This is a genomic window from Spirillospora sp. NPDC048823 (assembly GCF_043198445.1).
Taxonomy (GTDB): domain Bacteria; phylum Actinomycetota; class Actinomycetes; order Streptosporangiales; family Streptosporangiaceae; genus Spirillospora.
On sequence record NZ_JBICUT010000010.1, the window covers coordinates 84158 to 109184 of the forward strand.

Below are 25027 nucleotides of genomic sequence, written 5' to 3' on the forward strand. Positions count from 1 at the left end.
ATCAGGCGGGCGGGTCCGAATCGGTCTTGCGGGCGGCGGCGTCCGAGGTCGGGATGCGCAGCTCCCGGTCGGCGGCCGCGCCGTCCGGCGCGGGGGGGCGCATCCGCTCGATCGCGGCACGGCTCTGCGCCAGCAGCTCCGGGCTCATCACGTCGTCGCTCAGGATGTCCAGCATGGCCAGCGACATGCGCGGCTGGCCGTCCGGGGTGAGCGGATCGGCGCCCAGGTTCCGCGCCAGATGCTCGTGCAGGACGGTCACCCCGAAGATCATCGCGGTCAGGACCGTCGCGTACGCGCGGGGATCCGAGGTCTCCGCCGGGGACACGCCGGGTGCGCCGAGCACGACCATGCCCTCGGAGAACTCCACCGCCTGGTCGAACAGTTCCGCCGCCGCCGGCGACCCGTCCACCAGGGCCCGCGCCAGGTAGCGCTGGACCGGCAGGCCCACGGCCTGCGCCTTCGGCATGAAGCCGGGGGTGGCGAAGCCGCCCTTGAGCGCGTCCCACTTCATGCTGGTCAGGACGTCGATGGCGTACTCGTCGCACGCGCGGCGCAGCGCCTCCTTCGACCCGAAGTGGTGCTGCACCAGCCCGGCCGACACCCCGGCGGCCTCGGCGATCCCGCGGATCGTCGCGCCGCTCACACCGCGCTCGGCGAACACCCTCAGTGCCGCCTCGCGGATCCGTGCGCGGGCGGTCAGATCCTCGTCCGCTCGTGACCGGCCTTCCACGCCTCCCAGCATGCAATACAAACGTTCAATCTGCAATACGTTCGTATGGTCCACGGCCCCGCCGGGACGGATCCGGGCGGCGAACCGGCCGGCCATGTGGCAGCGCACACATGGGGCCCGTGTGGTCATCCGGGCTGAATCCCGTTAGTGTCGTGAACTGGTGTGCCGGGAAGCCTGGTCGGCAAGTCCTGCCCGAACTCTCTCGGAGTGCACCGATGACGCGCTTGCCCGCCGCTCCCAAGGCCCGTCACGACGGGCGCCGCGCCGCGGCGCTCAAGCTGCTGCCGCTGCTCGCGGCCTTCTGGCTGGTGATATCCGGGCACTACACACCACTGCTGCTGACGCTCGGAGCAACGTCCGTGGTCCTGGTGGTCTGGGTGGTCTGGCGGATGCGGATCGTCGATCAGGAAAGCCTTCCGCTGCGGCTCGTGCCGCGCCTCCCGCGCTATCTGCTGTGGCTGGGCGGGCAGATCGTGCTGTCGGCGCTGACGGTGCTGCGGCTGGTGTGGTCGCCGCGGAGCAGGATCCGTCCCGCCGTAGGCACGGTGCCGGCGGCCGACCTGCCGGACCTGTCGAAGGTCGTCTACGCGAACTCGATCACCCTGACGCCGGGGACGCTCTCGGTCTCCTTCCGCGATGACGACATCGAGGTGCACAGCATCCAGCGGGAGGGCATCTCCGACTTGCGCGACGGTGCGATGCGGGCCCGGGTCGAGGGCCTGGGGACGGGCTGATGCTGATCGCGGCCGTCGTCGCCCTCCTCGTCGCCATGTCCCTGGCGCTCATCCGGGCGTTCCTGGGACCGAGGCTGTACAACCGGGTTCTGGCGATCAACGTGTTCGGGACGAAGACCGTCCTGTTCATCGCGGTGGTCGGCGCCATCTCGGGGCGGCCGTACATCTTCGAGATCGCGCTGCTCTACGCGCTGGTCAACTTCGTGACCACCATCGCCGTGCTGCGGCTGGCCCACATCGACGAACTGCTGCCCGGACCGGACGAGGGGAACGCGCGGTGAGCGCCTCTCTGCTCCTCGACGTCGCGAGCGGCGTGCTGGTGCTGGCCGGCTGCGTGTTCGTGGTCTCCGGGGGCGTCGGCCTGCTGCGCTTCCCGGACTTCTACACCCGCACGCACGCCGGCAGCCTCACCGACACCGCCGGAGCGGCCCTGCTGATCGCGGGCCTGCTCCTGCAGGCGGAGAACTGGGAGAGCGCGGTCCGGCTGGTGCTGATCCTGCTGTTCATGATGCTGACGGGCCCGACCGCCGCGCACGCGCTCGCCCAGGCGGCGCGGCGGGACGGCGAGCGGCTCCCGGCCGAAGGCGAGGACCGGCACTGATGGACCTGCTGGTGCTGATGAACGTCTCGCTGTTCGCCCTGCTGCTGGCGACGGCGCTCGCGGTCACCCGGCTGCGCGCGCTGTACGAGGCGACCATGCTGACCGCCCTGGCGGGCCTGCTGTCGGCGAGCCTCTTCGTGTCCCTGGACGCGCTGGACGTGGCCATCACCGAGGCGGCCGTCGGGACCGGGATCACCACGGTGCTGTTCCTCGGCGCCCTGGCGCTGACCCGCTCCCGGGAGGCGGTCACCCCCCGCCGCAAACTCTGGTCGGGCGGCGCGGTGGCCGTCCTGCTGGGCGCCACGCTGCTGTACGCGGCCCAGGACCTGCCCACGTTCGCCGATCCGGACACGCCCGTCCAGACCCATCCGGTGGGCCACACCTATCTCCACGAATCGCAGGACGACATCGGCATCCCGAACACGGTCGCGGCCGTGCTGGCGTCCTACCGCGGCTACGACACGCTGGGCGAACTGGTCGTGATCTTCACCGCGGGCATCACCGTCCCGCTGCTGCTGATGCGGACGCGGCGGCGCGGCGAGAACGACGAGCACGACGAGGCGCGCGCGGTCGTGATGAGCGAGTACCGCATCCTGCGGGTGGCGAGCAAGATATTGATGCCCTTCATATTTATCTTCGCGTGCTACGTCCTTTTCCACGGGGACTATGGCCCGGGCGGAGGGTTCCAGGGCGGTGTGATCTTCGCGGCGGGCTTCGTGCTCTACGGCCTGGTGTTCGGCATCCGGAGCGTCGAACGCGTCCTGCCGTGGCCGGTGATGCTGGGGCTGATACCGGTCGGCGTCCTGCTCTACGCCGGTCTCGGAATCGCGAACATGCTGCTGGGCGGCTCGTTCCTCGACTACGGCACCCTGACACCCGATCATCCGGCGGAGGGCCGGCACCTCGGCATCCTGATCATCGAGACCGGGGTGGGGATCACGGTGGCGGCCGTGCTGATCGCGGTGTTCTACAGCTTCACCGCACGCGGGGCGCGCCGATGACCGGGGGCCACTACATCTACTGGTTCGTGTTCATCCTGATGGTCATCGGGCTGTACACGGTGATCAGCCACGGCAACCTGGTGAAGAAGCTGATCGGCCTGAACCTCTTCCAGATCGGCGTGTTCATGTTCTACATCGCCCTCGGCAAGGTCGAGGGCGGCTCCGCGCCGATCCTCGAGGAGGGCGTCGAGACCTACTCCCACCCGCTGCCGCACGTGCTGATCCTCACCGCGATCGTCGTCGGCGTCGCCACCACGTCCCTGGGCCTCGCGCTCGCGATACGGATCTACGAGGCCTACGGCACCATCGAGGAGGACGAGGTCATCAAGCGGGACGACGTCGACGACGGGCCGGCCTCGTGACGGCCCATCTGCCTGCGCTGCAGGTCGTGATCCCGCTGCTGTGCGCCCCGCTGTGCGTGCTGCTGCGCTCCCGGACGGCCGCCTGGCTGCTGTTCCTGACCGCCGCGGCGGCATCCCTGGCCTGCGCGTCCGTGATGGCCTGGCACGTCGCCAGGGGCGAGGTGCTCCGCTACGCCATGGGCGGATGGCGGCCGCCGGCGGGCATCGAGTACGTGATCGACAAGGCCAACGTCCCGGTGCTGATCCTGGTGTCGGCGATCGGCCTCGCCGCCGCCGTCTACAGCCGGCGGAGCGTCGCGTCGGAGATCGAGGACGCCAAGGCCCCGCTGTTCTACGCCTGCCTCTGCCTGAACCTCACGGGCCTGCTCGGCATCACCGCCACCGGCGACGCCTTCAACGCCTTCGTCTTCCTGGAGATCACCTCGCTGTCGTCGTACGCGCTGGTCGCCATGGGACGCCGCAAACGCGCCCTCCTGGCCGCGCTCCAGTACCTCATCGTGGGGACGATCGGCGCCACGTTCGTGCTGATCGGCATCGGGCTGGCCTACGCCGTGACCGGCACGCTCAACATGGCCGATTTGGCGGCGCGGCTGCCGGAGATCTACGGCAACCGCGCCCTGGCCGCCGCCGTCATCTTCGTGTTCGTGGGGCTGGCCATCAAGATGGCGCTCTTCCCCCTGCACGCCTGGCTGCCGGACGCCTACGCCGAATCGCCGTCGGTCGTCGCCGCGTTCGTGTCGGCGACCAACACCAAGGTCGCGATCTACCTGCTGCTGCGCCTCGCGTTCGGCGTCTTCGGGGCGGCGCTGGTCTTCGGCAGGATGCCGGTCACCGAGGTCGGGCTGCTGCTGGCGTGCCTGGCGATGCTGGTCGCGTCCGCCGTCGCGTGCTTCCAGTCGGACTTCAAGTACCTGCTGGCCTGGTCGAGCATCGCCCAGGTGGGGTACATCGCCGCCGGTTTCAGCCTCGCGACCGCCGACGGCGTGAGCGCCGCGTACCTGCACATCATCAACCACGCGCTGATCAAGGGCGCGCTGTTCGCCGCGGCGGGCATCGTGGTGCTGCGGCTCGGCACGGCGCGGCTGGCGGCGATGGCGGGGCTCGGCCGGGCCATGCCGTGGACGTTCGCCGCGATCGTGCTGGCCGGGCTCGGACTCATCGGGCTGCCGCCGACGGCCGGGTTCGTCAGCAAATGGGTGCTCGCGGAGGCCCTCATCGACGACGGACGCTGGGCGGTCCTCGCGGCGGTCCTCGTCAGCTCCCTGCTGTCGGTGGTCTACGTGGGGCGGGTCATCGAGGTCGGCTGGTTCCGCCGGCCCGCCGAGCCCGTGACCATCGCGAAGCCGCCGCCGTCCATGGCCGCCGCGACCTGGTCCCTCGTCCTGCTGTCCCTGGTGTTCGGGTTCGCGCCCGACTGGCCGATGAGCCTGGCCGAAGGCGCCGCCGCCGTCCTGGTGGGGGGCGCGGAATGACCGCCCAGTCAGCGGGCTGGACGTCCCCCGACGCCGCGCTCGCCCTCCCGGCCGCGGTGGCGGTGCCGCTGCTGGGCGGCGTCGCGGTGATGGCCCTCCGGCGCCGGCCGAACCTGCGCGAGGCGGCCTCGCTCATCGCCGCGGTCGCGACGGCGGCGATGGTCCTGTCACTGTGGCCGGCGGTCGCCGACGGGCTGCGCCTGCGCCTGTGGGAGTGGCTGCCGGGCATCTCGCTGGTGTTCACCCTGGAACCGCTCGGCCTGCTGTTCGCGTCCGTCGCCGGGGTGCTGTGGCCGGTGACGACCCTGTACGCGATCGGCTACATGCGCGGCAACCTCCAGCGCAACCAGACGCGCTTCTACTTCTTCTTCGCCCTGTCCATCGCGGCGACCTTGTGGATCGCGTTCTCCGGGAACCTGGCCACGCTGTTCATCGGGTACGAGGTCCTGACGCTGTCGACGTGGCCGCTGGTCATCCACTCGGGCAACGAACAGGCCAAACGCGCCGGACGCGTCTACCTGGGGCTGCTGCTGACCACGTCGATCGGCCTGCTGCTCCCGGCCATCGTCTGGACGGCCGTCCTCGCCGGAACCACGGACTTCGTGCCCGGCGGGATCCTGGGCGGCAAGGCCGGGACGGCCACCCTGACCGTGCTGTTCGCGCTCTACCTGTTCGGCATCGGGAAGGCCGCGCTGTTCCCCTTCCACCGATGGCTCCCCGGGGCCATGGTGGCGCCCACACCGGTGTCGGCGCTGCTGCACGCGGTCGCGGTGGTCAAGGCGGGCGTGTCCACCGTCCTCAAGGTGTCGATCTACGTCTTCGGCATCGACACGCTCGACGTCACCGGCGCCGCGGAGCCGATGATGTGGGTCGCGGCCGTCACGCTGCTGGGCGCGGGCCTGATCGCGGTCACGCGCGACGACCTCAAGGAACGGCTGGCGTACTCGACGGTGAGCCAGCTCGCCTACATCGTCCTCGCCGCAACGCTGGCCGACGACATCGCCGCCGCGGGCGGCGCGCTGCACATCGCCAACCACGCCGCCGCCAAGATCACCCTGTTCTTCTGCGCGGGCGCCATCTACACCGCGACGAACCGGACCAGGGTCAGCGAACTCGACGGGCTCGGCCGCACCATGCCCTGGACGTTCGGCGCCTTCCTGGTCGCCGCGGTGTCCATCGTCGGGCTGCCCCCGCTGGGCGGCGTGTGGAGCAAATGGCTGCTGCTGCTGGGCGCGGCCGACGCCGGGCAGACGGTGATGTTCGGGGTCCTGCTGGCGGGGTCGCTGCTGTCGCTGGCGTACCTGATGCCGATCCCGGCGCGGGCGTTCTTCCGCCCGCCCACCGGCCGCCCGGGCGACGGGGAGGCCCGGTGGACGCTGGTGCTCCCCCTCGTCCTCACCGCCGTGGCCTGCGCGGCCCTGTTCATCGGAGTCGATGCGGTCATCGCCCCCCTCAACGAGGTCCTGGAGTCACCGTGAACGACGATCATCGTTGGCTGGACGAGCCCCGCAACGTGGACCGCGTCGTCCGCGGCCTCTACATCCTGTGCGCCCTGGTGTTCTTCGCCGACCTGCTCTACACCAAGCACCCGTTCTTCGACTTCGAGAACCTCTTCGGCTTCTACGCCCTCTACGGGTTCGCCGGCAGCGTGACCCTGGTGCTGGCCGCCAAGCAGCTGCGCCGGGTGCTGATGCGCCGCGAGGACTACTACGAGCGGCCGGAGCGGACCGACGATGACGATTAACCCGGCGCTGCTGCTCATCGCCGGCGCGCTGCCCATTCCGCTGCTGGCCGGCCGGGTGCGCGCGGTCTGGATGATGCTGCTCCCGGCCGCCGCGATGGCGGCGCTGTGGACGCTGCCCGAGGGCGTCCACGGCGGCTTCGGGATGCTCGGCCTCCGGCTGGAGCCGCTGCGGGTGGACGCGCTCGCGCGGGTCTTCGCGACGGCGTTCCTCGTCGCGGCGTTCATCTCGATGATCTACGCCCTGCATCTGCGGGACCGGATGCAGCAGGCGGTGATCCCCGTCTACGCCTCGTCCGCGGTCGGCGGGGCGCTCGCCGGCGACATGATCACGATGTTCGTGTTCTGGGAGCTGGCCGGGCTGTCCTCGGTGTTCCTGATCTGGGCGCGGCGCACCGAACGCGCCTACCGGGCCGGGATGCGCTACCTCGTCGCGCAGGTCGCCTCCGGGCTGCTGATGCTGGGCGGGATCGTCCTGCACGTGCAGTCCGGGGCCGGCCTGGAGTTCGGCTTCATCGGCGCGGCCGAACCCGGCGGCCTGCTGATCCTGCTCGCGGTCGGGATCAAGTGCGCCTTCCCCGTCCTGCACGCCTGGCTGCAGGACACCTACCCGGAGGCCACCGTCGTCGGCACCGTGGCGCTGTCGGCGTTCACCACCAAGTTCGCCGTCTACGTCCTGGCTCGCGGCTTCCCCGGCACCGGGGCGCTGGTGTGGGTCGGCGTCGTGATGGCGTGCTTCCCGATCTTCTACGCCGTGATCGAGAACGATCTGCGCCGGGTGCTGGCGTACAGCATGATCAACCAGCTCGGTTTCATGGTCGCCGCGGTCGGGATCGGCGGCACGCTCGGCGTCAACGGCGCCGCCGCGCACGCCTTCGCCGACATCCTGTTCAAGGGCCTGCTGTTCATGAGCATGGGCGCGGTCCTGCTGCGCACCGGGACGACCAAGGGCTCGGAACTGGGCGGGCTCTACAAATCGATGCCGCAGACCATGGTGCTGTGCGTCATCGGAGCCGCGTCCATCTCGGCCTTCCCGCTGTTCTCCGGGTTCGCCACCAAGTCGATCATCATGGAGGCGGTCGCGGAGGAGCACCGCACGGCCGTCTGGCTCCTGCTGCTGTTCGCCTCGGCCGGAGTGTTCCACCATGCCGGGATCAAGATCCCGTTCTTCGCCTTCTTCGCCCACGACCAGGGGCACCGGGTCGACGAGGCGCCGCTGAACATGCGTCTCGCCATGGGCCTGGCGGCGGCGGGCTCCATCGCCATCGGGGTGGCGCCGAACCTGCTGTACGGCCTGCTCCCGTACGACATGGACTACTCCGCCTACACCACTCCGCACGTCGTCAACCAGGTGCAACTGCTGCTGCTCGCCTCGCTGGCCTTCACGGTGCTGATGCGGACCGGTCTCTACCCGGCCGAGCTGCCCTCGGTGAACCTGGACGCCGACGTCATCTACCGCCGCCTGCTCCCGCGCGCCTGGCGCATGGGACTGCACGGCGTGACGCGCATGCGGAACGAGGTCACCAAGCCCCTCCAGCGGCACGGGGGCCGTGTCTCCACCGCCGCCTCCCGCCCCTTCCGGGCGCGGGGGTGGCTGGGAGTGCCGTGGTCGACCGACGTCATGGTCCTGTGGGTCGCCCTGGTCCTCGGCCTCATCCTCCTGATCTCCCTGCTCTGACGCCGTCGGCCGATCGTCACGAAGACCGCAGCAGGCCCAGGCTGGTGAACGTCTCCCGGCACCACCCCAGCGCGGCGTCCGCGGTCGCCCATTGCGGGTCCGCCGGCGACAGATACGGCAGGACGTACGGATCCTCGACGCCCTCGGGAAGGTCCTCCGGAAGGCAGGCGTACGACGCGTGCCCGTAGTTCTCATCGCACATGCGGCGTGCCGCGCGCCGCGGGCCGCCGTCCCAGACCGCGAACCAGAGGCGGCGCAGCATGGCCGGATGCGCCATCACGAACATCAGCCGCCCCATGTCCAGCGGCTCCGCCGCCGAGACCACCCGCGCCACCCCGGCGAACCGCTCCGTCACGCTGACGTAGGAGCAGAAGCCGGACCAGACCTCGACGCTGTGCCCCGCGGAGATGATCGACGAGCACAACGCGGCCAGCGCCACCCCCCGGTGGCGCACGGCCGAGTGCGGGGTGGTGTTGACGTACCCGGCCGGAACCAGGAACGTCACCACCCGGCCCCGGGCCGACATCCGCTGCGGCACCGCGTCCACCATGCACTCCGGCTCGCCGCTCAAGTACGCGCCGACGTCCACCTCGCTGCCGGTCACGTCCCAGGTGGGCGCCAGGGCCGTCGTCAGCACATCGGCCGCGGCCCGCTCACGCAGCTCGGCCACCTCCGCGTCCACCCCGGGCAGCACCGTCGTCCACCCGTCCTCGGCCAGCCGCAGCGCCTCCTCCCACGACGCGCCCGACCACGCGCCCTCATCGTGCCGCCCGCTCCCGTCGGGGATGCTGTCCGGCGCGCGGGCCCGGTCCACGAACTCCTGCCAGGACAACATGGGGTCCAGCGCGTGGGCGGTGTCCCCCGGCACCGGCCTCCTTGCGCTCATGTCCCGCCCTCGGCGATGCCCAGGGCCGAACGGTGGGCCGCCGACATGCCCCGCACCACCCGCCACGTGACGGCCTGCTCCACGCTCGCGCCTCCCTGGAGCAGCTTGGCCGCGTCGATGCTGGCCCGGGGCGAGAACATCACCGGCAGCCGCTTCTCGGCCGCCGTGGCGCGCAGTCGCCGCACCTCCCCGATCACCTGCCGGGCCTCGTCGGGCCGGTCGGGCGCGTGCGCGAGCGCGATGCGCTCCTCCAGTTCCTCATCGACCGGCACGTCGATGACGATGAAGCGGTCGAGCGTCGCCGCGTCCAGCGCCTGGCGGCCCACGTAACGCCGGTCACCGCCGGTTCCGTAGGTGTTCGCGGTGGCGATCAGGTGGAAGTCCGGGTGCGCGGCGACCATGCCGTCGGCGAACGCGCAGGACCCGATGGACAGGGCCTGGTTCAGCTCCGCCAGCAGGCCGGGGTGGCCGCTGTCCAGCTCGTCGAGCAGCATCAGCCCGCCGTCCTCGAAGGCGCGGCGGAACGGCGTCGCGTGGTAGCGGCCATGCGCGTCGTAGTAGCCGAAGATCTTGCTCATCGGCGTCGTCGGCCCGAGGGACAGGGCGTGGAACTCCTGCCCGAACGCCTCCGCCGCCTGCTGCGCCATCATCGACTTCCCGGTGCCGGCCGGTCCGACGAGCAGCACGTGGCAGCCGGCGCCGAGCGCGAGCACCACGTCCGGGAACACCGCGTGGGTGTGGCCGCCGACGCGGACCGGGCCGGGGGTGCCCGCCACCCTGACCTCCACGACGGGCGGCACCGTCTCGGCGACGGTCTCGGCGACCGCGCGGACGGCCTCGTCGCGGGCGAACCGCGCGGCGGACCGCGTCACCTCCTCCCGCGCCTCCTCCAGCGCCTCCCACGCGTCCTTCAGTTCCTCCTCCACCGCCTCGTGCGCCTTCTTCAGCGTCCTGGCCTCCGCCTCCGCCGCGAGCGCCGAGGCCGTCTTCCCGGCGACCTTCCGCGCGGCACGGACCGCCGTGTCCCCGGCCGCCGTCGCGGCGGCCCGGACGACCTCGTCGGCCTGAACGACGCGCTCGTCGGCGATCGCGCCGGCGACCTCGGTGGCCACGCGGCGCGCCGTCGTCTCCATGGTCTGCTCGGCGTGCGGCGATCTGGCGAGGGCGTCGCCGTAGCGCATCACGGTCTCGAACGCGATGGCGCCCGCGATCTGGTGGACTTCCGTCCTGAGTCTCTCCCGCATGGCGGCAATCCTGGTGCAGGCCGCGCGGGACCCCTCCCGGACGGGCTGGGCCTGCGGGAGGGGGCCCGGCGCCCGTGTGGCGATGCGCGTCAGAACAGGCCTTCGGCGGCCATGTCGCTGCCCGCGCTGCCCCGGCCGGCGATGATCACGTTCCCGTCCACGGCGACCGTGTGGGAGGCCCCGCCCGCCGGTGCGCGGTACGTCAGCTTCCACGAGATCCGCGGCGGCCATTCGGGCATCGGGACCGTCTTCCGCCACGGCAGCCGCACCTTCTCCAGCTTCGTGGACTTCCCGTTCACCATGTAGGTCAGCGAGCCGATCCTGCCGTCGCCCTCGATGGAGAAGGTGATCTCGGCCCGCGTCGCCGTCGAGGTGGGCGACGCCGACGGTGAGGCGGGCGCGGCCGACGCGGTGGGCGCGGGGGCGGCCGACGCGCCGCCGTCCCCGCGGAACGCGTACCAGCCGGCGACCGGGATCACGACGGCGGTGAGGAGGACGGCCGCGCCCGCCGCGCCGAGCACCGGACCGCGGCGGCGCAGGTCAGGTCCGGAGGGCGGCGGGACGGGCTGCGGGGCCGGGGCGGGCTGCGGCGGCGGGGCGGGCGGCGGGTTCTCCGCCTCGGTCCGGCGCCTGTCGATCTCGGCCACGACGGCGGACGGCAGGGGGACGCCGCCCTCCCCCCGGCCCGACAGGTTCTCCACCAGGCGTCGGGCGGTGGGGCGGCGCTCCGGGTCGAGTTCCATGCACGACTCGATCAGCGAGCGGAGGCCGTCGTCGGCGATCCCGTCCAGCCGCGGCGGCTCGGACTGGATGCGGAGCATCTTCGCGTGCCACGGGCCTTCACCGAACGGCTCCCGGCCCGTGCAGGCGAACGCCAGCGTCGACCCGAACGAGAAGATGTCGCCGGACGGCCCGGCCGTCACCCCCGCCACCTGCTCCGGCGACATGAACCCCGGGGAGCCCGCCTGCTCGCCCGGGCGTGAGATGGACGAGGAGTCCACCGCGCGGGCGATGCCGAAGTCGATCACGCGGGGGCCGTCCGCGGTCAGCAGGACGTTCGCGGGTTTCAGGTCGCGGTGCACGACGCCGGCGCCGTGGATCGACACGAGCGCCTCCGCCACGCCCGCCGCCAGCGCCCACACCGCGTCCGCCGCGAGCGGACCAGCCGTGTGGACGGCGTCGCGCAGCGACACCGACGGCAGGAACTCGGTCACCAGCCACGGGACCTCCGCGCCCGGATCGGCGTCGATCACCGCGGCGGTGAAGCCGCCGCCGACCGACCGCGCGACCTTCGCCTCGCGTTCGAACCGGGCCCGGAAGTCGTGGTCGGCGGCGAACTCGGGATGCACCATCTTGATCGCCACGGCCCGACCGGCGGCGGAGCGGCCGAGATACACCACGCCCATCCCGCCGGACCCGATGCGCGCCAGGACGCGGTACCGCCGTCCCATGGTCTCGACCGAGCGTGGGTCGTCCGGCTCAAGGGGTCGCACGTGGTCCCTTCCCTTCAGCTTGGTGCGGCGACGGCGCGGACGCTGCCGTCCCCGGCGCCGATGAAGACCAGCCCGTTCGCGCTCACGGGCTGGACGCGGATGGATTTCTCGGTTCCGTAGGTCCACCGGACGCGGCCGTCGGCCGTGTCCAGCGCGTAGAGGTTTCCGTCGGCGCAGATGACGTAGAGGGTGGTGCCGGACAGGCGGTAGGCCGTCGCCTGGCGGCGCGGATCGTCCTTCAGCCGCGTCAGCGTGCGCGACCAGATCTGCCGCCCCGTAGTGCTGTCCAGGGCGAGCACGACGCCGTCACGTCCCTCGGCGTAGAAGCGTCCGCCGCCCACCTGGCTGCCCCAGCCGCCGACGTTCCGCCGCCGCCAGACGAGAGCGCCGTCGCCGGCGCGTATCGCGTGCAGCGTGCCGAACCGGTCGCAGGCGAAGACCATGCCCTCGCCGGTGATCTGGAAGTCGCCGTAGTCCAGCGGATACGTCCAGCGGGTGTTCCCGGTCCGGGCGTCCAGGCCCGCCAGGGCCTCCGGCGACAGGGCCAGCACGAGCCCGCCCGCCGCGGAGAGCCCGGACCGGGCGGACGCCCCGGACGTCCAGCGCCGCCCGCCGCCGGCGACGTCCAGCGCGGTGATCTCCTCGCGCCCGAAGACGACCACCGGGCCGGCGGCCGCCGGTTCCCCGGTCGGGAGCCTGTCGAAGTCGACCTGATGCGTCCACAGCACCTCGCCCGTCCTGGAGCGGACTGCGCTGATCTCCCTGCCCTCGTTCAGGGTCAGGTACGTCACGCCGCCGTCGCCCGCGGCGGAGAAGCCGCCGTCGCGTTTCCACAGCACCTCGCCCGTGCGCGCATCCAGCGCGTGGACGATCCCGGTGCTGTCGTCCCCGTCCTTCTCGATCCCGTCCGCCAGCAGCACCCCGTCGGCGGCGGCCAGGGCCAGGGAGTCATCGCTGACGCGGCGCGTCCACCGGGAGCGTCCCTCGGGTGGCGGCCCCTGCGGCGCGCGGGAGCCCCGCCCCTCCGGCGGCCGCGAGCCGCCGCCCTGCCGGTCCCGGGTCCGGCGCCAGAGGAACGTCCCGAGGCCGCCCGCCGTCATGACGCCCGCGCCCACCCCGGCCAGGACCGTCCGCCGGGTGACGCCCTGCGGCGGGGGCGCCGTGCCCTGGACGGAATCGTCCGGGTCCTCCGTCGGCGCCTGACCGACCGCGGGGTCCGCGTCCGGCGGGTCGCCCGGCGGGGGGCGCGTCAGCGTCTCGGCCTCGGCGGTCCGGCGGTCGATCTCCTCCGCGATCGCCGGCGGCAGCCACCGGGCGCCCAGCAGGGACGGCCCCTCCGCATCCGGTGGTCCCAGCCGTTCCAGCACCCCGGCGGCGGACGGGCGCAGCCCGGGGTCGGCGTGCAGGCATGCCCCGATCAGGCCGCGCAGCCAGGGTTCGGTGATCGCGTCCAGGTCCGCCCGCGTGGTCAGCGCCCGCAGGTCGCGCGACCGCGCCGGCCCGGACCCGAACGGCTCCGCCCCGGTCGCCGCGTACGCCAGCGTCGCGCCCAGCGAGAACACGTCGGCCGCCGGCCCGGTCTTCTCCCCGCGGACCTGCTCGGGCGCCATGAACCCGGGGGTGCCGATGGGCGTGCCCACGCGCGTGACGGCCGTCGCGTCCTCCGGCCGGGCGATCCCGAAGTCGATCACGCGGGGGCCGCCCGCGGTCAGCATCACGTTGCCCGGCTTGAGGTCGCGGTGCACCACGCCCGCGCGGTGGATGTCCGCGAGCGCCTCGGCCAGCCCGGCCGCCAGCGGGCGGACGGCGTCCGGCGGCAGCGGGCCGAAGCCGCCGACGGCCTCCCGCAGCGACAGCCCCGGCAGGTAGGCGGTGACCAGCCAGGGCGGCGCCGCGTCCGGGTCGGCGTCCAGCACCGGCGCGGTGAACACCCCCGACACCTGGCGGGCGGCCTCCACCTCGCGGCGGAACCGGGCCGCGTACCGGGGCTCCCCCGCCTTCGACCGCCGGACGATCTTGACCGCGATCGGCCGGCCGGCCCCCGACCGCGCCAGGTAGACGACCCCCATCCCGCCCTCGCCGAGCCTGCCGAGGAGCCGGTAGGGACCCACCCGGTGCGGATCACCACGCCGAAGCGGCTCCACCGCCGTCCCCCTCCCGCCGCCGGACTCACTGGACCATGGTCGGGGGTCATCCACCGGGACCGGTCCCGGCGTGACGGAAGTGTAATCACGGCGTGAGATCCGGTGATCACGGTCGGTCGGACGGAGACCCGGTCTTCACCGGCTCTGACCTGGGATGCCGTCGGTTTGTGGCATGTTTGCATTCTCTTGAGCTTTTGATACCTTCTGTCCGAATTCGGCGCCCGCCAGGCGCCGTGGCCATCGACCAGTGAGCCGCCACATCCTCAGCCCACGGCCCAGGGTGGGGGCGGCCGCGCCGAGTCCGCTATCTGCGGAGCCGGGGAACCAGCGCGAGTGACGTCCAGGCCGACCTGCCTGTGCCGCCTCGCAGGGGTGAATCGACGCCTTCCCTCCATGTTCGAGGAGCGTCGTAGGGCGACTTCCACGTCCGAATCCGTCAGCTAACCCGGTAGGCGGTATGGAAGGAGCAGATGCCGTGACAGGTCGGCACGTCAGGAACGCCAAGTACCCCGCGCCGCTGATGGGCGCCGTCCTCGCCGGTGCCCTGGCCGGCACCCTCGCGCTGATGCCGCTGGACGGAGGTTCGGGCGACTCCGGCGTCCCCGCCTCCGCGAAGGTCTCGGCGAAGGACCCGGCGGACCGTGCCGAACGAACGGGTTCCCAGCGAGCCGAGGAAGCGCCGAGCGAACCGCCGGACGACTGCAAGCCGTCAGAGGCCACCGAGCACGGCTACCCCAACGGCCGGATTCCGGTCGGCGAACTCTGCCCGCTGCCCCAGCGGGACGAGCACCTGCGGGCCGACGCCGCGGTGGCGTTCTACAAGCTCAACGCCGCCTACCAGGAGCACTTCGGCGACGAGATGTGCGTGCGGAGCTCCTACCGCGGCTACGAGAAGCAGGAGGAGCTGTACCGGACCATGCCGGCGGGCTACGCCGCGCGCCCGGGCAACAGCAAGCACGGGATCGGCATCTCCGTCGACTTGTGCGACGGCGTTCAGGACGGCGGTTCACCCCAGTTCAAGTGGCTGGAGGACAACTCTGAGAAGTACGGCTGGATCCACCCGGCCTGGGCCTACAGCAACCCGTACGAACCGTGGCACTGGGAGTTCGACGTCGGCCAGGACGACTGACCGTGCCGCCCTGAGAGGCTCGTGCCCATGGCACCGGGGCCGGCGGCCAGGTCGGCGAACGGCAGCGGGCAGCCCCGTTCCCCGGCGCACGTGACAAGGTCGTCGCACCCGGCGTCCAGGGCTCGGCGCAGCGTGTCGGCGATGGTGCGCAGATCGGTGATCTTGGCTTCGACCTCGGCGAGCTTGGCGCTCGCCCGCGCCTGCAACCCGGCGTCGGCGCGGCGGTGCCGGTGGGTCCCGGCGTCCAGCAGTTCGGCGACCTCCTCCAGGGTGAACCCGAGCCGCTGCGCGGTCTTGATCACCCGCAGCAGCGTCACCGCCTCCGCCGGATACAGCCGGTGCCCGCCCGGCGTCCGCTCGGGCTCGGCGAGCAGGCCCCGCCGCTCGTAGTACCGCAGCGTCTGCAGGTTCACGCCGGCCGCCTCGGCGACCTGCCCGCTGCGCAACCCTCCGGACGCGCCGGGCCCGCCGGTGACGGCGGGCCCGGTCATCGCCGGCTCCCCGGGCCCGCCAGCTCGGCCGCCCGGGCGGCCAGCGCGTCCAGCACCTCGGCGTGCCGGCCCGCGACGCTCACATCCAGCGTCAGCGCGCCGCCGGCCGCGGTCAGGGTGAAGGTGAAGAACGAGCAGCAGCCGGTCTCACGCACCGCCAGCTCGGCCGCCCGTCCCGCCACGTCCGGCTCGGACCGCAGCACCAGCCGGACGCGTCCCGGCCCCGCGGGCCGCACCTCGGTCACCGCCTCGCCGAACAGCGCGTCGAACTCGGCCTCCCGCAGCGGCCGCTCGGCCGTCGGCAGGGTGCACGCCTGCGGCGCCCACCCGGCCTCGCCCGGCCCGGGTCGTACCTGTTCCAGTTCCATACACCGACGATAAACCTGTACCCCGGTACCGGATGCAACCCCTCAGTCAGCCCGCGGACGCCTGCTCGGCGGGCAGGGGGCAGTACAGGTCGATGCCGTTGCCGTCGGGGTCGAGCACGGTGGCGTACCGCATGCCCCAGAAGGCGTCCCACGGTTCCTGAACGGCGGCGAAGCCGGCACCGGTGAGCTCGGCGTACTTGGCGTCGACATCGGCCGGAGTGCCGAACTCGAAGGCCAGGAAATTGCGCGGATCGCCCGAGGGGCGGCTCCAGCCGGAGGTCTGCGCGGAGGCGCGGAACTTCTCGGTGTCGAGCATCAGGTGAAGTCCGCCCGGCAGGTCGCAGGCGGCGTGGTCGGGGTAGGCCTCGTCGATGGTGAACGTCAGGCCGAGCCGGGCGTAGAAGGCGATCGTGGCCTGAATGTCGGACACCACGATGTCGATGGTGTTGAGGGTCGGGTTCATGGCCCGCTCCTTACGGTGGTGGACGGTTCCGCTCTTCACCAGCAAGACGAACGGCGGAGGGCCCGACCGGACACCGGCGCCCACCGATTTCCGGCGACCGCCGGAGGCGGTGGTCCGCCCGCCACGGGCGGCCCGCAGCGCGGCGGGGCGGCCGTTCAGTGATCCGTGACGAAGGGCTCGTAGAACTCGAACCGGGAGCGCAGGTCGTCCTCGTCCAGGCCGAAATCCGCGGCGGCGTCGGCATCACCGCCGCGTCACCCGGCCGATCGCGGCCGAACCGGCCGGAACCCGGCCGCCGACGGCACGTTCACGGCCGAGAAGCCGACACCCGCACGGGAAGGGAGATCAGTCCGCGGACGATCGAACCGGTGCGGTGATGGCGCAACTCGGCGGCCGGCACGGCCAGGTCGAGACCGGGAAAACGCTCCAGCAGCCCGCCGATGGCGATCTGGCCCTCCAGCCGGGCCAGCGGCGCGCCGAGGCAGAAGTGCAGGCCATGCCCGAAGGCGACGTGCCGTTTGGGGGCGCGGGTCACGTCCAGCCGGTCGGGGGCGTCGAACACCGCGGGATCACGGTCCGCGGCGCCCAGCGAGACGTGCACCCAGGCGCCCTTGGGAATGGGCGTCCCGGCGATCTCCATGTCCTCCACCGCGATGCGGTGGCTCGCCCGTTCCAGCGGGCCGTCGTACCGCAGCAGCTCCTCGATCGCGGACGGCAGCAGCTCGGGCCGCGACCGGAGCAGCTCCAGCTGGGCGGGCGCCTGGAGCAGGGCGAACACCCCGTTGCCGATGAGGTTGACCGTCGTCTCGTGCCCGGCGATGAGCAGCAGCGCGATGCCGTTGACCAGCTCGGCCCCCGTGAGGGCGGCGTCCCCGTCGCGGGCGGTGATCAGGCCGCTGATCAGGTCGTCCCCGGGGGCGGCCCGCCGTTCGGCGATGGCCCCGGTCAAATAGTCGTTGAACTCCCGCGCGACGTCGCGGCGCCGTGTGCGGGCCTCGGCGGTCAGCGCCGGCACCGTCAGCACCGCCGTCCACGCCCGGAACCGGGCCCGGTCGGACGCCGGGACGCCGAGCAGCTCGCAGATCACCTGGATCGGCAGCGGGACGGCGAACTCCTCGATCAGGTCGGCCCCGCCCCGGGCCGCGATGCCGTCCAGCAGCCCGTCGGCGATCTCCTGGACGCGGGGCCGCAGCTTCTCGACCCGCCGGCCGGTGAACGCCTTGGCCATCAGCGCCCGCAGCCGGGTGTGGTCGGGCGGGTCCATGGCGAGCATCGTCCCGCCGAAGAACTGCTCGCCGTTCACGGGCAGGGAACTGTGCGCGGTGTCCTTGGACAGGCGCGGATCGCTCAGGGCCGCGCGGCCGTGCTCGTGGTCGACCACCAGGAAGGCGGTGGCCCCGCGGGGAAAGTCGATCGGGTGGACCGGCCCCGACGCCCGCAGCTCCGCGTAGGCGGCGTACGGGTCTTCGCTGAACGTCCGGCTGAACAGGAACTCCAGCGGCAGCATCAGCCGACTCTCCCCACACCGGCGAGGAAGCCGGGCCGGGACATGTCGGACTCGAACGGCTCGGCGTCCTCCCGCCAGTCGGCCACCTGGACGATGCCGGGCCCGACCAGCTCGGTGCCCTCGAAGAACGTCGTCACCTCGTCGACCCCGCGCGGGATGAGGTCACCGGCGCCCGTCCTGCCGTACGCGGACCGCACCTGCTCCTCGACCTCCCGGCTGACCGCGCCCCGGTGGCCGTGCGAGATGACCAGGTAACTGCCCGGGACGAGCGGCGCCCGCAGCTTCGCCACGATCTCGGCCGGACGCTCCTCGTCCGGCACGAAATGCAGGATGGCCAGCAGCAGCAGGCCCACCGGCCGGTCGAAGTCGATCCGGGCCTTGACCTCGGGATGTTCCAGGACGCTCCCCGGTTCGCGCAGGTCCGCCTGCACGACCGTGGTCTGCGGGTTGTCGGCCAGCAGCGCCCGCGCATGCGTGAGCACGATCGGGTCGTTGTCGACGTAGATGACGCGGGAGTCGGGGGCGGCGCGCTGAGCCACCTGGTGCACGTTCTCCTGCGTCGGCAGCCCGGATCCGATGTCGAGGAACTGCCGCACGCCCCGTCCGGCCATCATCGTCACGGCCCGGGAGAGCAGCCTGCGGTTGGCGCGGGTGAACTCCAGCACGTTCGGCATCGCCGCCACCACCTGATCGGCGGCCTTCCGGTCCGAGGCGAAGTTGTCCTTTCCGCCGAGGTAGTAGTCGTACATCCGGGCCACGCTTGGGGTTTCCGGGTCTATCACCCACTCCGGATGATGTTCACTACTCACGGACAGACCTCCCGCCTGGGTACCGATCGCCCGATTGTAGGACCAGGACCCCGGCGATCTCCGCCAATCGGCAACTCCCGGGCACGACTCCGGGCAGAAGTCCTGGGGAGGAGCGGGCCATGGAAGGATGACCGGCATGGGACAAGTCGTGGTCACCGCAGAAAGAACGCTGAACGCGAACCCGGAACGGGTGTTCGAAGCACTCGGCGACTACACGGGCGTCCGGTCCCGCATGCTGACCGAGCATTTCAGCGAGTACGAAGTGCGAGAAGGCGGCCAGGGCGACGGCACGGTGGTGCACTGGAAGCTGGCGGCCACCAGCAGACGCGTACGCGACTGCCTCTTCACCGCCCGCACACCCGGCAAGGACCGGCTGGTGGAGCAGGACGCCAACTCCTCCATGGTCACCACGTGGACGGTCTCCCCCGCGGCCGAGGGCGCACGCGTCCAGGTCCAGACCACCTGGGACGGAGCGGGCGGCATCGGAGGCTTCTTCGAACGGACCTTCGCCCCCAAGGGCCTCCAGCGGATCTACGACGCGCAACTCACGAAACTGAACTCCGAACTCGACACATGAGCCCGTCGAGCAGCCGGTCCGGGTAGGGCCGCACCTCGCCGCCGGCCGCGCAGGTCAGCAGGCTCCGGAGCCCGGCACCTGACCACCGGGGCGGCGGGCGGCGAACTCCCCCTCCCAGAACAGCGCGGCCTCACGGTCGGCCTCATCGCACCCGCACTCGCGCGCATGCCGGGTGGCGGACGCGGCGCGGCGCGCCAGAGCGGACGCCCGCACCGCCGCGCAGCCGCAGTGATGCGCGATCGCCGCACCCGTCGTCCGGCTGTACGCGGGCCCCCGCTGCGCGCAATCGCACAGGGGCGACCCCCGCATTTCGAACTCGTCCGCGATCATCGCCCGCCGCGCGTCCACCATGCCCCATTCCTTCCCACAGTTCCGAACTTCAGGCGAACGAGCGGTTCGTTCCCCGGCGAGGCCATCGGGCAGGCCATACGCTCGCGAAGATGCGACTCGACCTGATCACGATCGTCGTGGACGACTATGACCGAGCGATCGAGTACTTCACCGGCGCTCTGGGGTTCGACCTGGTTGAAGACTCGCCTTCACGCACCAACGACGGCCGCCCCAAACGGTGGGTCGTCGTCCGTCCGCCGGGCGCTCAGACCGGCATTCTGCTCGCCCGCGCGGACGGCCAACACCAAACCGCCGCAATCGGAAACCAGGTCGCCGGCCGTGTGGGGTTCTTTCTACGTGTGGACGACTTCGACGCCGCCCGCGAACGCATGACGGCCGGCGGCGTCGAGTTCGTCACTCCGCCCCGCACCGAGCCGTACGGGCGGGTCGCCGTCTTTCTCGACATCGCCGGCAACCGATGGGACCTGCTCGGTCCTGCCGGCTGACGGAGCGAGCGATGACGCCCACCCGGTCATGGAGGAAGATTCGCCCCGGAGCGGAACCCTAGCGCCGCCGGAGGCCGGCGATCACGAGCCCGACCATGCGGCGCGCGTCGTAGGCAGGGTTGCCGGCGCCGATGCAGAGATTGCCGATGCCGTGCATCAGGACGAGGGCGTCCATGTCGGGGATGATCTCACCCGCTGCCTCGGCGGCGGCGAGCAACTGGGCGCAGACGGGGACGAGGCGGTCGAGGAAGTAGGCGTGCAGCGTCTGGAAGGCGGCATCGTCGGACTGCATCGCCTCGGCCAGGCCGTGCTTGGTGACCAGGAAGTCGACGAAGAGGTCGACCCAGCCCGCCAGGGCGGCGTGCGGTGTGGCGCTCTCGGCCAGCAGCGCCGGACCGGCCGCGGCACACGCCTCGACCTGATGCCGGTAGACCGCGACGATGAGCTCGGCACGTGTCGGAAAGTGGCGGTAGATGGTGCCGACGCCGACACCGGCCTTGGCGGCGATGTCGCGCACGGGTGCATCGACCCCGGAGGCGACGAACACCGCGGCGGCCGCCTCCAGCAGCGCCTTCTCGTTGCGCCTGGCATCAGCCCGCCGCTTGCGCGGGGAACCCGGCTCGCCGTCCTTGCCGGCCATCATCGCCGTCACCCCCTTGAAAAGCGGAACCATGTTCCGTATATTTACCGGAACCAAGTTCCGCCTTGACAGGATTCCAGAACGGCAGGCCAATGCCAAGTAACGAAGGACCGGCCATGCACGCAATGCCAGACCCCACGCCCGTCGTCTCGGTGCACCCCATCACGCTGCCGGCCCCAGATCGAGGCGACGATCTGCAGGTTCGGGTCTCCGCGCCCACGACCGGCCGCGAACTGCCGGTCATCGTCTTCTCGCACGGCTTCGGCCAGTCGGCGACCGGCTACGACCCGCTCGCCGGCTTCTGGGCCTCCCACGGCTTCGTCGTCATCCAGCCCACCCACCTCGACTCGCGGACGTTGAACCTCCCATCCGACGATCCCCGCACGCCGCTGATCTGGCGGTCCCGGGTCGAGGACCTCAAACGCGCCCTCGATCATCTCGACCTGCTGGAGTCGTCCGTCCCCGGCCTGGCCGAACGCCTTGACCGCAGCCGTATCGCCGCAGCGGGGCACTCCTGGGGCGCCCAGACCGCGAGCACGCTGCTGGGGGCGCGAGTCCTGGACGCCGACGGCGACCCGGGAGAGGACATGTCCGACCCGCGGGTCCAGGCGGGCGTCCTGCTGGCCGTGACCGGCCTGGGCGGAGCCGACCTCTCTCCGTTCGCGGCCGAGCACTTCCCCTTCATGAGCCCGCGCTTCGCGGACATGACCACCCCGGCCCTCGTCGTCGCGGGCGACCGGGACGACTCCCCGATGTCCGTCCGGGGGCCGGACTGGTTCACCGACGCGTACCGCCTGAGCCCGGGCGGCAAGAGCCTGCTCACACTGTTCGGCGCGGAGCACTCGCTCGGCGGCATCACCGGCCACGAATCCAAGGAGACGACGGACGAGAGCCCCGAGCGGGTCGCACTGATCCAGCGAGTCACGTGGGCCTACCTTCGCGACGCCCTCGACCTCAAGGACTCCACCTGGCCGGCACCGGTGGACGACACCCTGGGCCGCCTCGAATCCACGTAGGGACAAGCGGCCTCCACCCGCGCCGGCACCGCACCCGGACGGGCGCCATCGCGGAACGCCCGGAGGCCGTACCGCCTCAGCCAAAGGCCCGGCGCTCAAGCCCTGCACGTCGCCCGGCGTACGCTCCGGCTCGAACTAGCGTCTGAGCCGTGAGGGGATCGGGCTTCAGCTCGTAGCCAGGAACGTCATCCATCAGGACGGGGTCATCGACCCGAGTTACCCAGACATCGGGTCCACGTCAAATTCAGATCGGAAGCCGTTGCGGTCGGGCGCCAAGGTCTCGGCCGAACCGTGGTCGGGACCTTTGGCCTGACACCAGGTCATCACGGCGGAATGCTTGGACCACTATCAACCTTTATGTCACTATCGGCGGCCGCGGCCGTCATCGGCGGCCACTCAGTCGCCGGTGAGGTCCCGGCGTTCGAAGAGCAGGTTCCCGGCCATGGTGAGCAGCGCCGCCAGAACGATCATGCTGGCGGCGGCGACGGTTTCGAACGGTTCCGCCGGGACCTTCGCGAGGTGGTGGAACGGGGAGACGGCGAGAACCGGGTCCGGCCAGTTCAGCGCGGGCCCGATCGTCTCGATCAGGTAGGCGATGACGGCCGCCGCCACCGAGCCGGGGACGGTCAGCCGGGGCCGGGCGCCGAACAGGAGCACCGCCAGCCCCATGGCCAGAGCGGCGACCGGGAGCGGGTTGAGGGTGGCGGCGAGCGTATCGGAGAGTTTCACGCCGGCGCCCGTCGCGGCGGCGCCGGCCCACATCGCGAGCGCGGCGGCCAGCGCGAGCAGCAGCGCCGACGCCAGAGCCGGCAGAACGTGACCGCCGAGCCAGCGGCGGCGTGTGACGGGCCGGGTGAGGACGTGGTCGAGCCGTCCGGCGGCTTCCTCGGCACGGGCCGCACCGATGCGCCAGCACGCGTACAGGGCGATGAGCAGGCCGATGAGGATGCCCATGATGCCGACGAAACCGTCGGAGACGTCGCCGGCGTCCCAGCCGAGCGACTCCAGGACCCGCTGGTAGGTCGGGTCGTCGGCGACGAGGTCGAGGACGGTCGCGATCAGCGCGCCGGCCACGAACGCGTATCCGGCGATGCCGAGCAGCCAGCCGGCCAGCATCCCGCGGGTACTGCGCCATGCGAACGCCGCGGGGCCGCCGAGCGACCGGAGCCGCGACCGGGCGCGGTCGGGTTCGCTGATCAGCGCGCCCCCGGCGTCGCGGCGGGTCCGCAGCACGACGGCGGCGCCGCCGAGGACGACGGGGACCGTCAGTGAGACGGCGAGCGCCGCAAGGTTCGGGTCCCCGTACGGGTGAAGGTCGTCGAGCCACCCGAACGGGGTGAGCCAGCGCAGCCACCCGCGTGAGTCGGCGCTGTTGGCGGCCATCCTGACCAGGAAGAGGGCCCCGAAGACGGCGGCCGAAGCGGCGGTCACCCGGCGCCGCACCTGGAAGATCTGCGCGAGCACCGCCGTGACCGCCGCGAACGTCGCGGCGAAGCCGGCGAGCCCGAGTCCGAACAGGGCCGAGCCCGCCGCACCGGTCCCCATCAAGGCCAGGGGAACGGCCGCCGCGGCACCCGCCACGACCGCCGCACCCGCGAGGACGCCCACCTGCACCAGCACCACACGGGACGGACGTATCGGCGCCACCAGGAGGAGTTCGGCGCGGCCGGACTCCTCCTCTCCGCGCAGCAGGCGACCCGCGGTCAGCAGTGCCCAGATGCCGACGACCGCGGCCAGCATCCAGCCGGCGTCCCAGACGACGAAACCGCCGGTCGTCTCGACGGCGTGCGGGACGCCCTGCAGCATCCGCACGGCGGGATCCTCCGACAGCACCGCGAGCTTCTGCCGCGCGGCGGTGTCGGGATACGTCTGCTCGTAGGTGACGACCTCGACCGTGACGTAGACGGCGACGGCAAGGGCGAGCCAGCCCGCCCCGCGCCGGATCAGCCGGACCGTCAACCACGCGAGCCGTGCGTCCACCCGGTGGCGGCGCACGTCCGGACGCGGTCGCGCCGCGGCCCGGCGCAGCGGCATGGTCCTGCTCATCTCTCCGCCTCGTAATAGCTCAGGAAGACCTCTTCGAGGGTCGGCTCGTGACTGCGGAGCCGGACCAGGGGGCAGGCGCTCAACCGGGACAGTGCGGGGGACGGCGATCCGGTGATCGACACCCGCACACCGCCGTCGATGGGCTCCACTCCGGTCACCCCCGGCACCCCGGCGAGATCGGGCGGCGGGCCCTCCAGGATCGCCTCCAGCACCGTGCCGCCCAGCCCGCGCAGGTCGTCCAGTGCGGCGACCTCCACCAGCCGCCCTTCCCGAAGGATCGCCACCCTGTGGCAGACGTCCTGGACCTGGTCCAGGATGTGGGAGGAGAGGAAGACCGTCTGCCCGCGGCCGGCGGCCTCCCTGGCCAGCGCCTGGAACTCGGCCTCCATCAGCGGGTCCAGTCCCGAGGTCGGCTCGTCCAGCAGCAGCACGTCCGGCCGGGTCATCAGCGCCGCGATCAGGGCGAGCTTCTGCCGGTTGCCCTTGGAATAGGAACGGGCCCGCAACCCGGGATCGAACCGCAGCCGCTCGACGAGCTCGTCGCGGAACGGCACGTCGACACGCCCGGAAAGGTTCCCCAGATAGGTCAGCGTCTCCAGTCCGGTCAGCTGCGGCCACACCGCCACATCCCCGGCGACGTAGCCGACGTGGCGGTGAGCGCGCTCGACGTCCCCGACGGGCACTTCCGTGATCCACGCCCTGCCGGACGTCGGCCGGGCGAGGCCGAGCAGCAGCCGGATCGTCGTCGACTTTCCCGCTCCGTTCGGCCCGAGGAAACCGAAGATCTCTCCACGGCCGACCTCCAGGTCCAGGCCGTCCACGGCGAGTACCCGGCCGAAACGCTTGGTCAGGCTCTCGGTCCGGATCGCCGACCCCGCCATCGCGCACCTCCTCACAGGTCCGCTCCTGACGCCAGGCAGGAGCCCGGCCTTCATCTTCGAGCGTGAGCGGGCCGGTTCTCAGGGCCGGAAGTCCTTATCCATAGAGGGCCAACGACCGGGGCGGATCCCGGTGTCCCCGGCCGATCCTGGTGGTGAGAACCGCGACCGGAGGTGAGGA

Annotated in this window: 27 protein-coding genes and 1 riboswitch; of the genes, 13 read left to right on the forward strand and 14 right to left on the reverse strand. The window is 72.0% G+C overall.

Translation table 11 applies throughout. The features are described from left to right. Position 1: 1 nt before the first annotated feature. Complete coding sequence (locus ACGFK0_RS22970) at positions 2-730, reverse strand: TetR/AcrR family transcriptional regulator (RefSeq protein ID WP_392907832.1); 729 nt, start codon at positions 728-730, stop codon at positions 2-4. Positions 731-945: 215 nt separating this feature from the next. On the opposite strand from ACGFK0_RS22970, the gene ACGFK0_RS22975 reads away from it, so the two are divergent. Genes ACGFK0_RS22975 through ACGFK0_RS23015 form a run of 9 tightly spaced genes read left to right on the forward strand, consistent with a single transcriptional unit; the run spans position 946 to position 8319 of the window. Next, positions 946-1464 carry a Na+/H+ antiporter subunit E gene (locus ACGFK0_RS22975; protein ID WP_392907835.1) on the forward strand — a complete coding sequence of 173 codons (519 nt, stop codon included), beginning with the start codon at positions 946-948 and terminating at the stop codon, positions 1462-1464. Continuing rightward, on the forward strand, positions 1464-1745 hold the full coding sequence (locus ACGFK0_RS22980) for a monovalent cation/H+ antiporter complex subunit F (protein WP_392907837.1): 282 nt from the start codon (positions 1464-1466) through the stop codon (positions 1743-1745). Before ACGFK0_RS22975 ends, ACGFK0_RS22980 begins: the two co-directional genes overlap by 1 nt. Further along, positions 1742-2065, forward strand: coding sequence for a monovalent cation/H(+) antiporter subunit G (gene mnhG, locus ACGFK0_RS22985; protein ID WP_392907839.1), 324 nt, complete (start codon positions 1742-1744; stop codon positions 2063-2065). The genes ACGFK0_RS22980 and mnhG overlap by 4 nt, the downstream gene beginning before the upstream one ends. Then, positions 2065-3066, forward strand: a complete 1002-nt coding sequence (locus ACGFK0_RS22990; RefSeq protein ID WP_392907842.1) for a DUF4040 domain-containing protein — start codon at positions 2065-2067, stop codon at positions 3064-3066. The genes mnhG and ACGFK0_RS22990 overlap by 1 nt, the downstream gene beginning before the upstream one ends. After that, positions 3063-3428: a cation:proton antiporter subunit C gene (locus ACGFK0_RS22995; RefSeq protein WP_392907844.1), complete on the forward strand. Its 366-nt coding sequence runs from the start codon at positions 3063-3065 to the stop codon at positions 3426-3428. The genes ACGFK0_RS22990 and ACGFK0_RS22995 overlap by 4 nt, the downstream gene beginning before the upstream one ends. Beyond that, entirely contained in the window at positions 3425-4900 is a 1476-nt protein-coding gene (locus ACGFK0_RS23000) for a monovalent cation/H+ antiporter subunit D family protein (protein WP_392907846.1), read from the forward strand. Before ACGFK0_RS22995 ends, ACGFK0_RS23000 begins: the two co-directional genes overlap by 4 nt. Then, positions 4897-6378 (forward strand): proton-conducting transporter membrane subunit, encoded by a 1482-nt coding sequence (locus ACGFK0_RS23005; RefSeq protein ID WP_392907849.1) that lies wholly within the window; start codon positions 4897-4899, stop codon positions 6376-6378. The genes ACGFK0_RS23000 and ACGFK0_RS23005 overlap by 4 nt, the downstream gene beginning before the upstream one ends. Next, on the forward strand, positions 6375-6644 hold the full coding sequence (locus ACGFK0_RS23010; RefSeq protein WP_392907851.1) for a hypothetical protein: 270 nt from the start codon (positions 6375-6377) through the stop codon (positions 6642-6644). Before ACGFK0_RS23005 ends, ACGFK0_RS23010 begins: the two co-directional genes overlap by 4 nt. Beyond that, positions 6634-8319 carry a Na(+)/H(+) antiporter subunit D gene (locus ACGFK0_RS23015; RefSeq protein ID WP_392907854.1) on the forward strand — a complete coding sequence of 562 codons (1686 nt, stop codon included), beginning with the start codon at positions 6634-6636 and terminating at the stop codon, positions 8317-8319. The genes ACGFK0_RS23010 and ACGFK0_RS23015 overlap by 11 nt, the downstream gene beginning before the upstream one ends. A gap of 16 nt (positions 8320-8335) precedes the next feature. On the opposite strand, the gene ACGFK0_RS23020 is transcribed toward ACGFK0_RS23015, so the two are convergent. The 4 genes from ACGFK0_RS23020 to ACGFK0_RS23035 form a co-directional block, all read right to left on the reverse strand. After that, complete coding sequence (locus ACGFK0_RS23020; RefSeq protein WP_392907856.1) at positions 8336-9205, reverse strand: hypothetical protein; 870 nt, start codon at positions 9203-9205, stop codon at positions 8336-8338. Beyond that, the gene (locus ACGFK0_RS23025) at positions 9202-10449 is read right to left on the reverse strand and encodes an AAA family ATPase (RefSeq protein ID WP_392907859.1); all 1248 of its coding nucleotides are present in this window, start codon (positions 10447-10449) and stop codon (positions 9202-9204) included. The genes ACGFK0_RS23020 and ACGFK0_RS23025 overlap by 4 nt, the downstream gene beginning before the upstream one ends. Positions 10450-10538: 89 nt before the next feature. After that, the gene (locus ACGFK0_RS23030; protein ID WP_392907862.1) at positions 10539-11942 is read right to left on the reverse strand and encodes a serine/threonine-protein kinase; all 1404 of its coding nucleotides are present in this window, start codon (positions 11940-11942) and stop codon (positions 10539-10541) included. Between the two features lie 14 nt (positions 11943-11956). Then, complete coding sequence (locus tag ACGFK0_RS23035; protein WP_392907865.1) at positions 11957-14086, reverse strand: PQQ-binding-like beta-propeller repeat protein; 2130 nt, start codon at positions 14084-14086, stop codon at positions 11957-11959. A 283-nt stretch (positions 14087-14369) separates the two neighbouring features. Further along, positions 14370-14555: riboswitch (cyclic di-AMP (ydaO/yuaA leader) on the forward strand. 6 nt (positions 14556-14561) lie between these two features. On the opposite strand from ACGFK0_RS23035, the gene ACGFK0_RS23040 reads away from it, so the two are divergent. Further along, positions 14562-15215 (forward strand): D-alanyl-D-alanine carboxypeptidase family protein, encoded by a 654-nt coding sequence (locus ACGFK0_RS23040; protein ID WP_392907867.1) that lies wholly within the window; start codon positions 14562-14564, stop codon positions 15213-15215. Here ACGFK0_RS23040 and ACGFK0_RS23045 read toward each other — a convergent pair. The 5 genes from ACGFK0_RS23045 to ACGFK0_RS23065 all read right to left on the reverse strand — a co-directional run bounded on the left by ACGFK0_RS23045 (position 15158) and on the right by ACGFK0_RS23065 (position 18853). Next, entirely contained in the window at positions 15158-15706 is a 549-nt protein-coding gene (locus tag ACGFK0_RS23045; protein WP_392907870.1) for a MerR family transcriptional regulator, read from the reverse strand. The genes ACGFK0_RS23040 and ACGFK0_RS23045 overlap by 58 nt on opposite strands. Continuing rightward, positions 15703-16074, reverse strand: a complete 372-nt coding sequence (locus ACGFK0_RS23050; RefSeq protein ID WP_392907872.1) for a hypothetical protein — start codon at positions 16072-16074, stop codon at positions 15703-15705. The genes ACGFK0_RS23045 and ACGFK0_RS23050 overlap by 4 nt, the downstream gene beginning before the upstream one ends. A gap of 46 nt (positions 16075-16120) precedes the next feature. Continuing rightward, positions 16121-16537 carry a VOC family protein gene (locus tag ACGFK0_RS23055; RefSeq protein ID WP_392907874.1) on the reverse strand — a complete coding sequence of 139 codons (417 nt, stop codon included), beginning with the start codon at positions 16535-16537 and terminating at the stop codon, positions 16121-16123. A gap of 307 nt (positions 16538-16844) precedes the next feature. Continuing rightward, a complete protein-coding gene (locus ACGFK0_RS23060; RefSeq protein WP_392907877.1) occupies positions 16845-18044 on the reverse strand; it encodes a cytochrome P450 in 1200 nt (399 codons plus the stop codon). Next, positions 18044-18853: an SAM-dependent methyltransferase gene (locus ACGFK0_RS23065; protein WP_392907880.1), complete on the reverse strand. Its 810-nt coding sequence runs from the start codon at positions 18851-18853 to the stop codon at positions 18044-18046. Before ACGFK0_RS23065 ends, ACGFK0_RS23060 begins: the two co-directional genes overlap by 1 nt. Positions 18854-18989: 136 nt before the next feature. Between ACGFK0_RS23065 and ACGFK0_RS23070 the strand changes: the two genes are divergently transcribed. Next, a complete protein-coding gene (locus ACGFK0_RS23070) occupies positions 18990-19430 on the forward strand; it encodes an SRPBCC family protein (RefSeq protein WP_392907882.1) in 441 nt (146 codons plus the stop codon). Between the two features lie 54 nt (positions 19431-19484). Here ACGFK0_RS23070 and ACGFK0_RS23075 read toward each other — a convergent pair whose 3' ends face one another. Next, positions 19485-19781 (reverse strand): hypothetical protein, encoded by a 297-nt coding sequence (locus tag ACGFK0_RS23075; protein WP_392907885.1) that lies wholly within the window; start codon positions 19779-19781, stop codon positions 19485-19487. Positions 19782-19870: 89 nt separating this feature from the next. On the opposite strand from ACGFK0_RS23075, the gene ACGFK0_RS23080 reads away from it, so the two are divergent. After that, entirely contained in the window at positions 19871-20266 is a 396-nt protein-coding gene (locus tag ACGFK0_RS23080) for a VOC family protein (protein WP_392907887.1), read from the forward strand. Between the two features lie 58 nt (positions 20267-20324). Here ACGFK0_RS23080 and ACGFK0_RS23085 read toward each other — a convergent pair whose 3' ends face one another. After that, positions 20325-20906, reverse strand: coding sequence for a TetR/AcrR family transcriptional regulator (locus ACGFK0_RS23085; RefSeq protein WP_392908266.1), 582 nt, complete (start codon positions 20904-20906; stop codon positions 20325-20327). A 116-nt stretch (positions 20907-21022) separates the two neighbouring features. Here ACGFK0_RS23085 and ACGFK0_RS23090 point away from each other — a divergent pair, with 116 nt between their 5' ends. Further along, entirely contained in the window at positions 21023-21922 is a 900-nt protein-coding gene (locus tag ACGFK0_RS23090) for an alpha/beta hydrolase family protein (protein ID WP_392907890.1), read from the forward strand. A 396-nt stretch (positions 21923-22318) separates the two neighbouring features. Here ACGFK0_RS23090 and ACGFK0_RS23095 read toward each other — a convergent pair whose 3' ends face one another. Beyond that, positions 22319-23968 (reverse strand): hypothetical protein, encoded by a 1650-nt coding sequence (locus ACGFK0_RS23095; RefSeq protein WP_392907892.1) that lies wholly within the window; start codon positions 23966-23968, stop codon positions 22319-22321. Next, a complete protein-coding gene (locus ACGFK0_RS23100) occupies positions 23965-24849 on the reverse strand; it encodes an ATP-binding cassette domain-containing protein (protein ID WP_392907894.1) in 885 nt (294 codons plus the stop codon). Before ACGFK0_RS23100 ends, ACGFK0_RS23095 begins: the two co-directional genes overlap by 4 nt. Between the last annotated feature and the right edge of the window lie 178 nt (positions 24850-25027).

What these genes read in the sequence shown, in the direction of transcription:
- ACGFK0_RS22975 (WP_392907835.1), top strand. Translation starts at nt 946, where the DNA reads ATGACGCGCTTGCCCGCCGCTCCCAAGGCCCGTCACGACGGGCGCCGC.
- ACGFK0_RS22980 (WP_392907837.1), top strand. Translation starts at nt 1,464, where the DNA reads ATGCTGATCGCGGCCGTCGTCGCCCTCCTCGTCGCCATGTCCCTGGCG.
- ACGFK0_RS22990 (WP_392907842.1), top strand. Translation starts at nt 2,065, where the DNA reads ATGGACCTGCTGGTGCTGATGAACGTCTCGCTGTTCGCCCTGCTGCTG.
- ACGFK0_RS22995 (WP_392907844.1), top strand. Translation starts at nt 3,063, where the DNA reads ATGACCGGGGGCCACTACATCTACTGGTTCGTGTTCATCCTGATGGTC.
- ACGFK0_RS23005 (WP_392907849.1), top strand. Translation starts at nt 4,897, where the DNA reads ATGACCGCCCAGTCAGCGGGCTGGACGTCCCCCGACGCCGCGCTCGCC.
- ACGFK0_RS23015 (WP_392907854.1), top strand. Translation starts at nt 6,634, where the DNA reads ATGACGATTAACCCGGCGCTGCTGCTCATCGCCGGCGCGCTGCCCATT.
- ACGFK0_RS23020 (WP_392907856.1), bottom strand. Translation starts at nt 9,205, where the DNA reads ATGAGCGCAAGGAGGCCGGTGCCGGGGGACACCGCCCACGCGCTGGAC.
- ACGFK0_RS23025 (WP_392907859.1), bottom strand. Translation starts at nt 10,449, where the DNA reads ATGCGGGAGAGACTCAGGACGGAAGTCCACCAGATCGCGGGCGCCATC.
- ACGFK0_RS23045 (WP_392907870.1), bottom strand. Translation starts at nt 15,706, where the DNA reads ATGACCGGGCCCGCCGTCACCGGCGGGCCCGGCGCGTCCGGAGGGTTG.
- ACGFK0_RS23050 (WP_392907872.1), bottom strand. Translation starts at nt 16,074, where the DNA reads ATGGAACTGGAACAGGTACGACCCGGGCCGGGCGAGGCCGGGTGGGCG.
- ACGFK0_RS23055 (WP_392907874.1), bottom strand. Translation starts at nt 16,537, where the DNA reads ATGAACCCGACCCTCAACACCATCGACATCGTGGTGTCCGACATTCAG.
- ACGFK0_RS23060 (WP_392907877.1), bottom strand. Translation starts at nt 18,044, where the DNA reads ATGCTGCCGCTGGAGTTCCTGTTCAGCCGGACGTTCAGCGAAGACCCG.
- ACGFK0_RS23070 (WP_392907882.1), top strand. Translation starts at nt 18,990, where the DNA reads ATGGGACAAGTCGTGGTCACCGCAGAAAGAACGCTGAACGCGAACCCG.
- ACGFK0_RS23075 (WP_392907885.1), bottom strand. Translation starts at nt 19,781, where the DNA reads ATGGTGGACGCGCGGCGGGCGATGATCGCGGACGAGTTCGAAATGCGG.
- ACGFK0_RS23080 (WP_392907887.1), top strand. Translation starts at nt 19,871, where the DNA reads ATGCGACTCGACCTGATCACGATCGTCGTGGACGACTATGACCGAGCG.
- ACGFK0_RS23085 (WP_392908266.1), bottom strand. Translation starts at nt 20,906, where the DNA reads ATGGCCGGCAAGGACGGCGAGCCGGGTTCCCCGCGCAAGCGGCGGGCT.
- ACGFK0_RS23090 (WP_392907890.1), top strand. Translation starts at nt 21,023, where the DNA reads ATGCACGCAATGCCAGACCCCACGCCCGTCGTCTCGGTGCACCCCATC.
- ACGFK0_RS23095 (WP_392907892.1), bottom strand. Translation starts at nt 23,968, where the DNA reads ATGAGCAGGACCATGCCGCTGCGCCGGGCCGCGGCGCGACCGCGTCCG.
- ACGFK0_RS23100 (WP_392907894.1), bottom strand. Translation starts at nt 24,849, where the DNA reads ATGGCGGGGTCGGCGATCCGGACCGAGAGCCTGACCAAGCGTTTCGGC.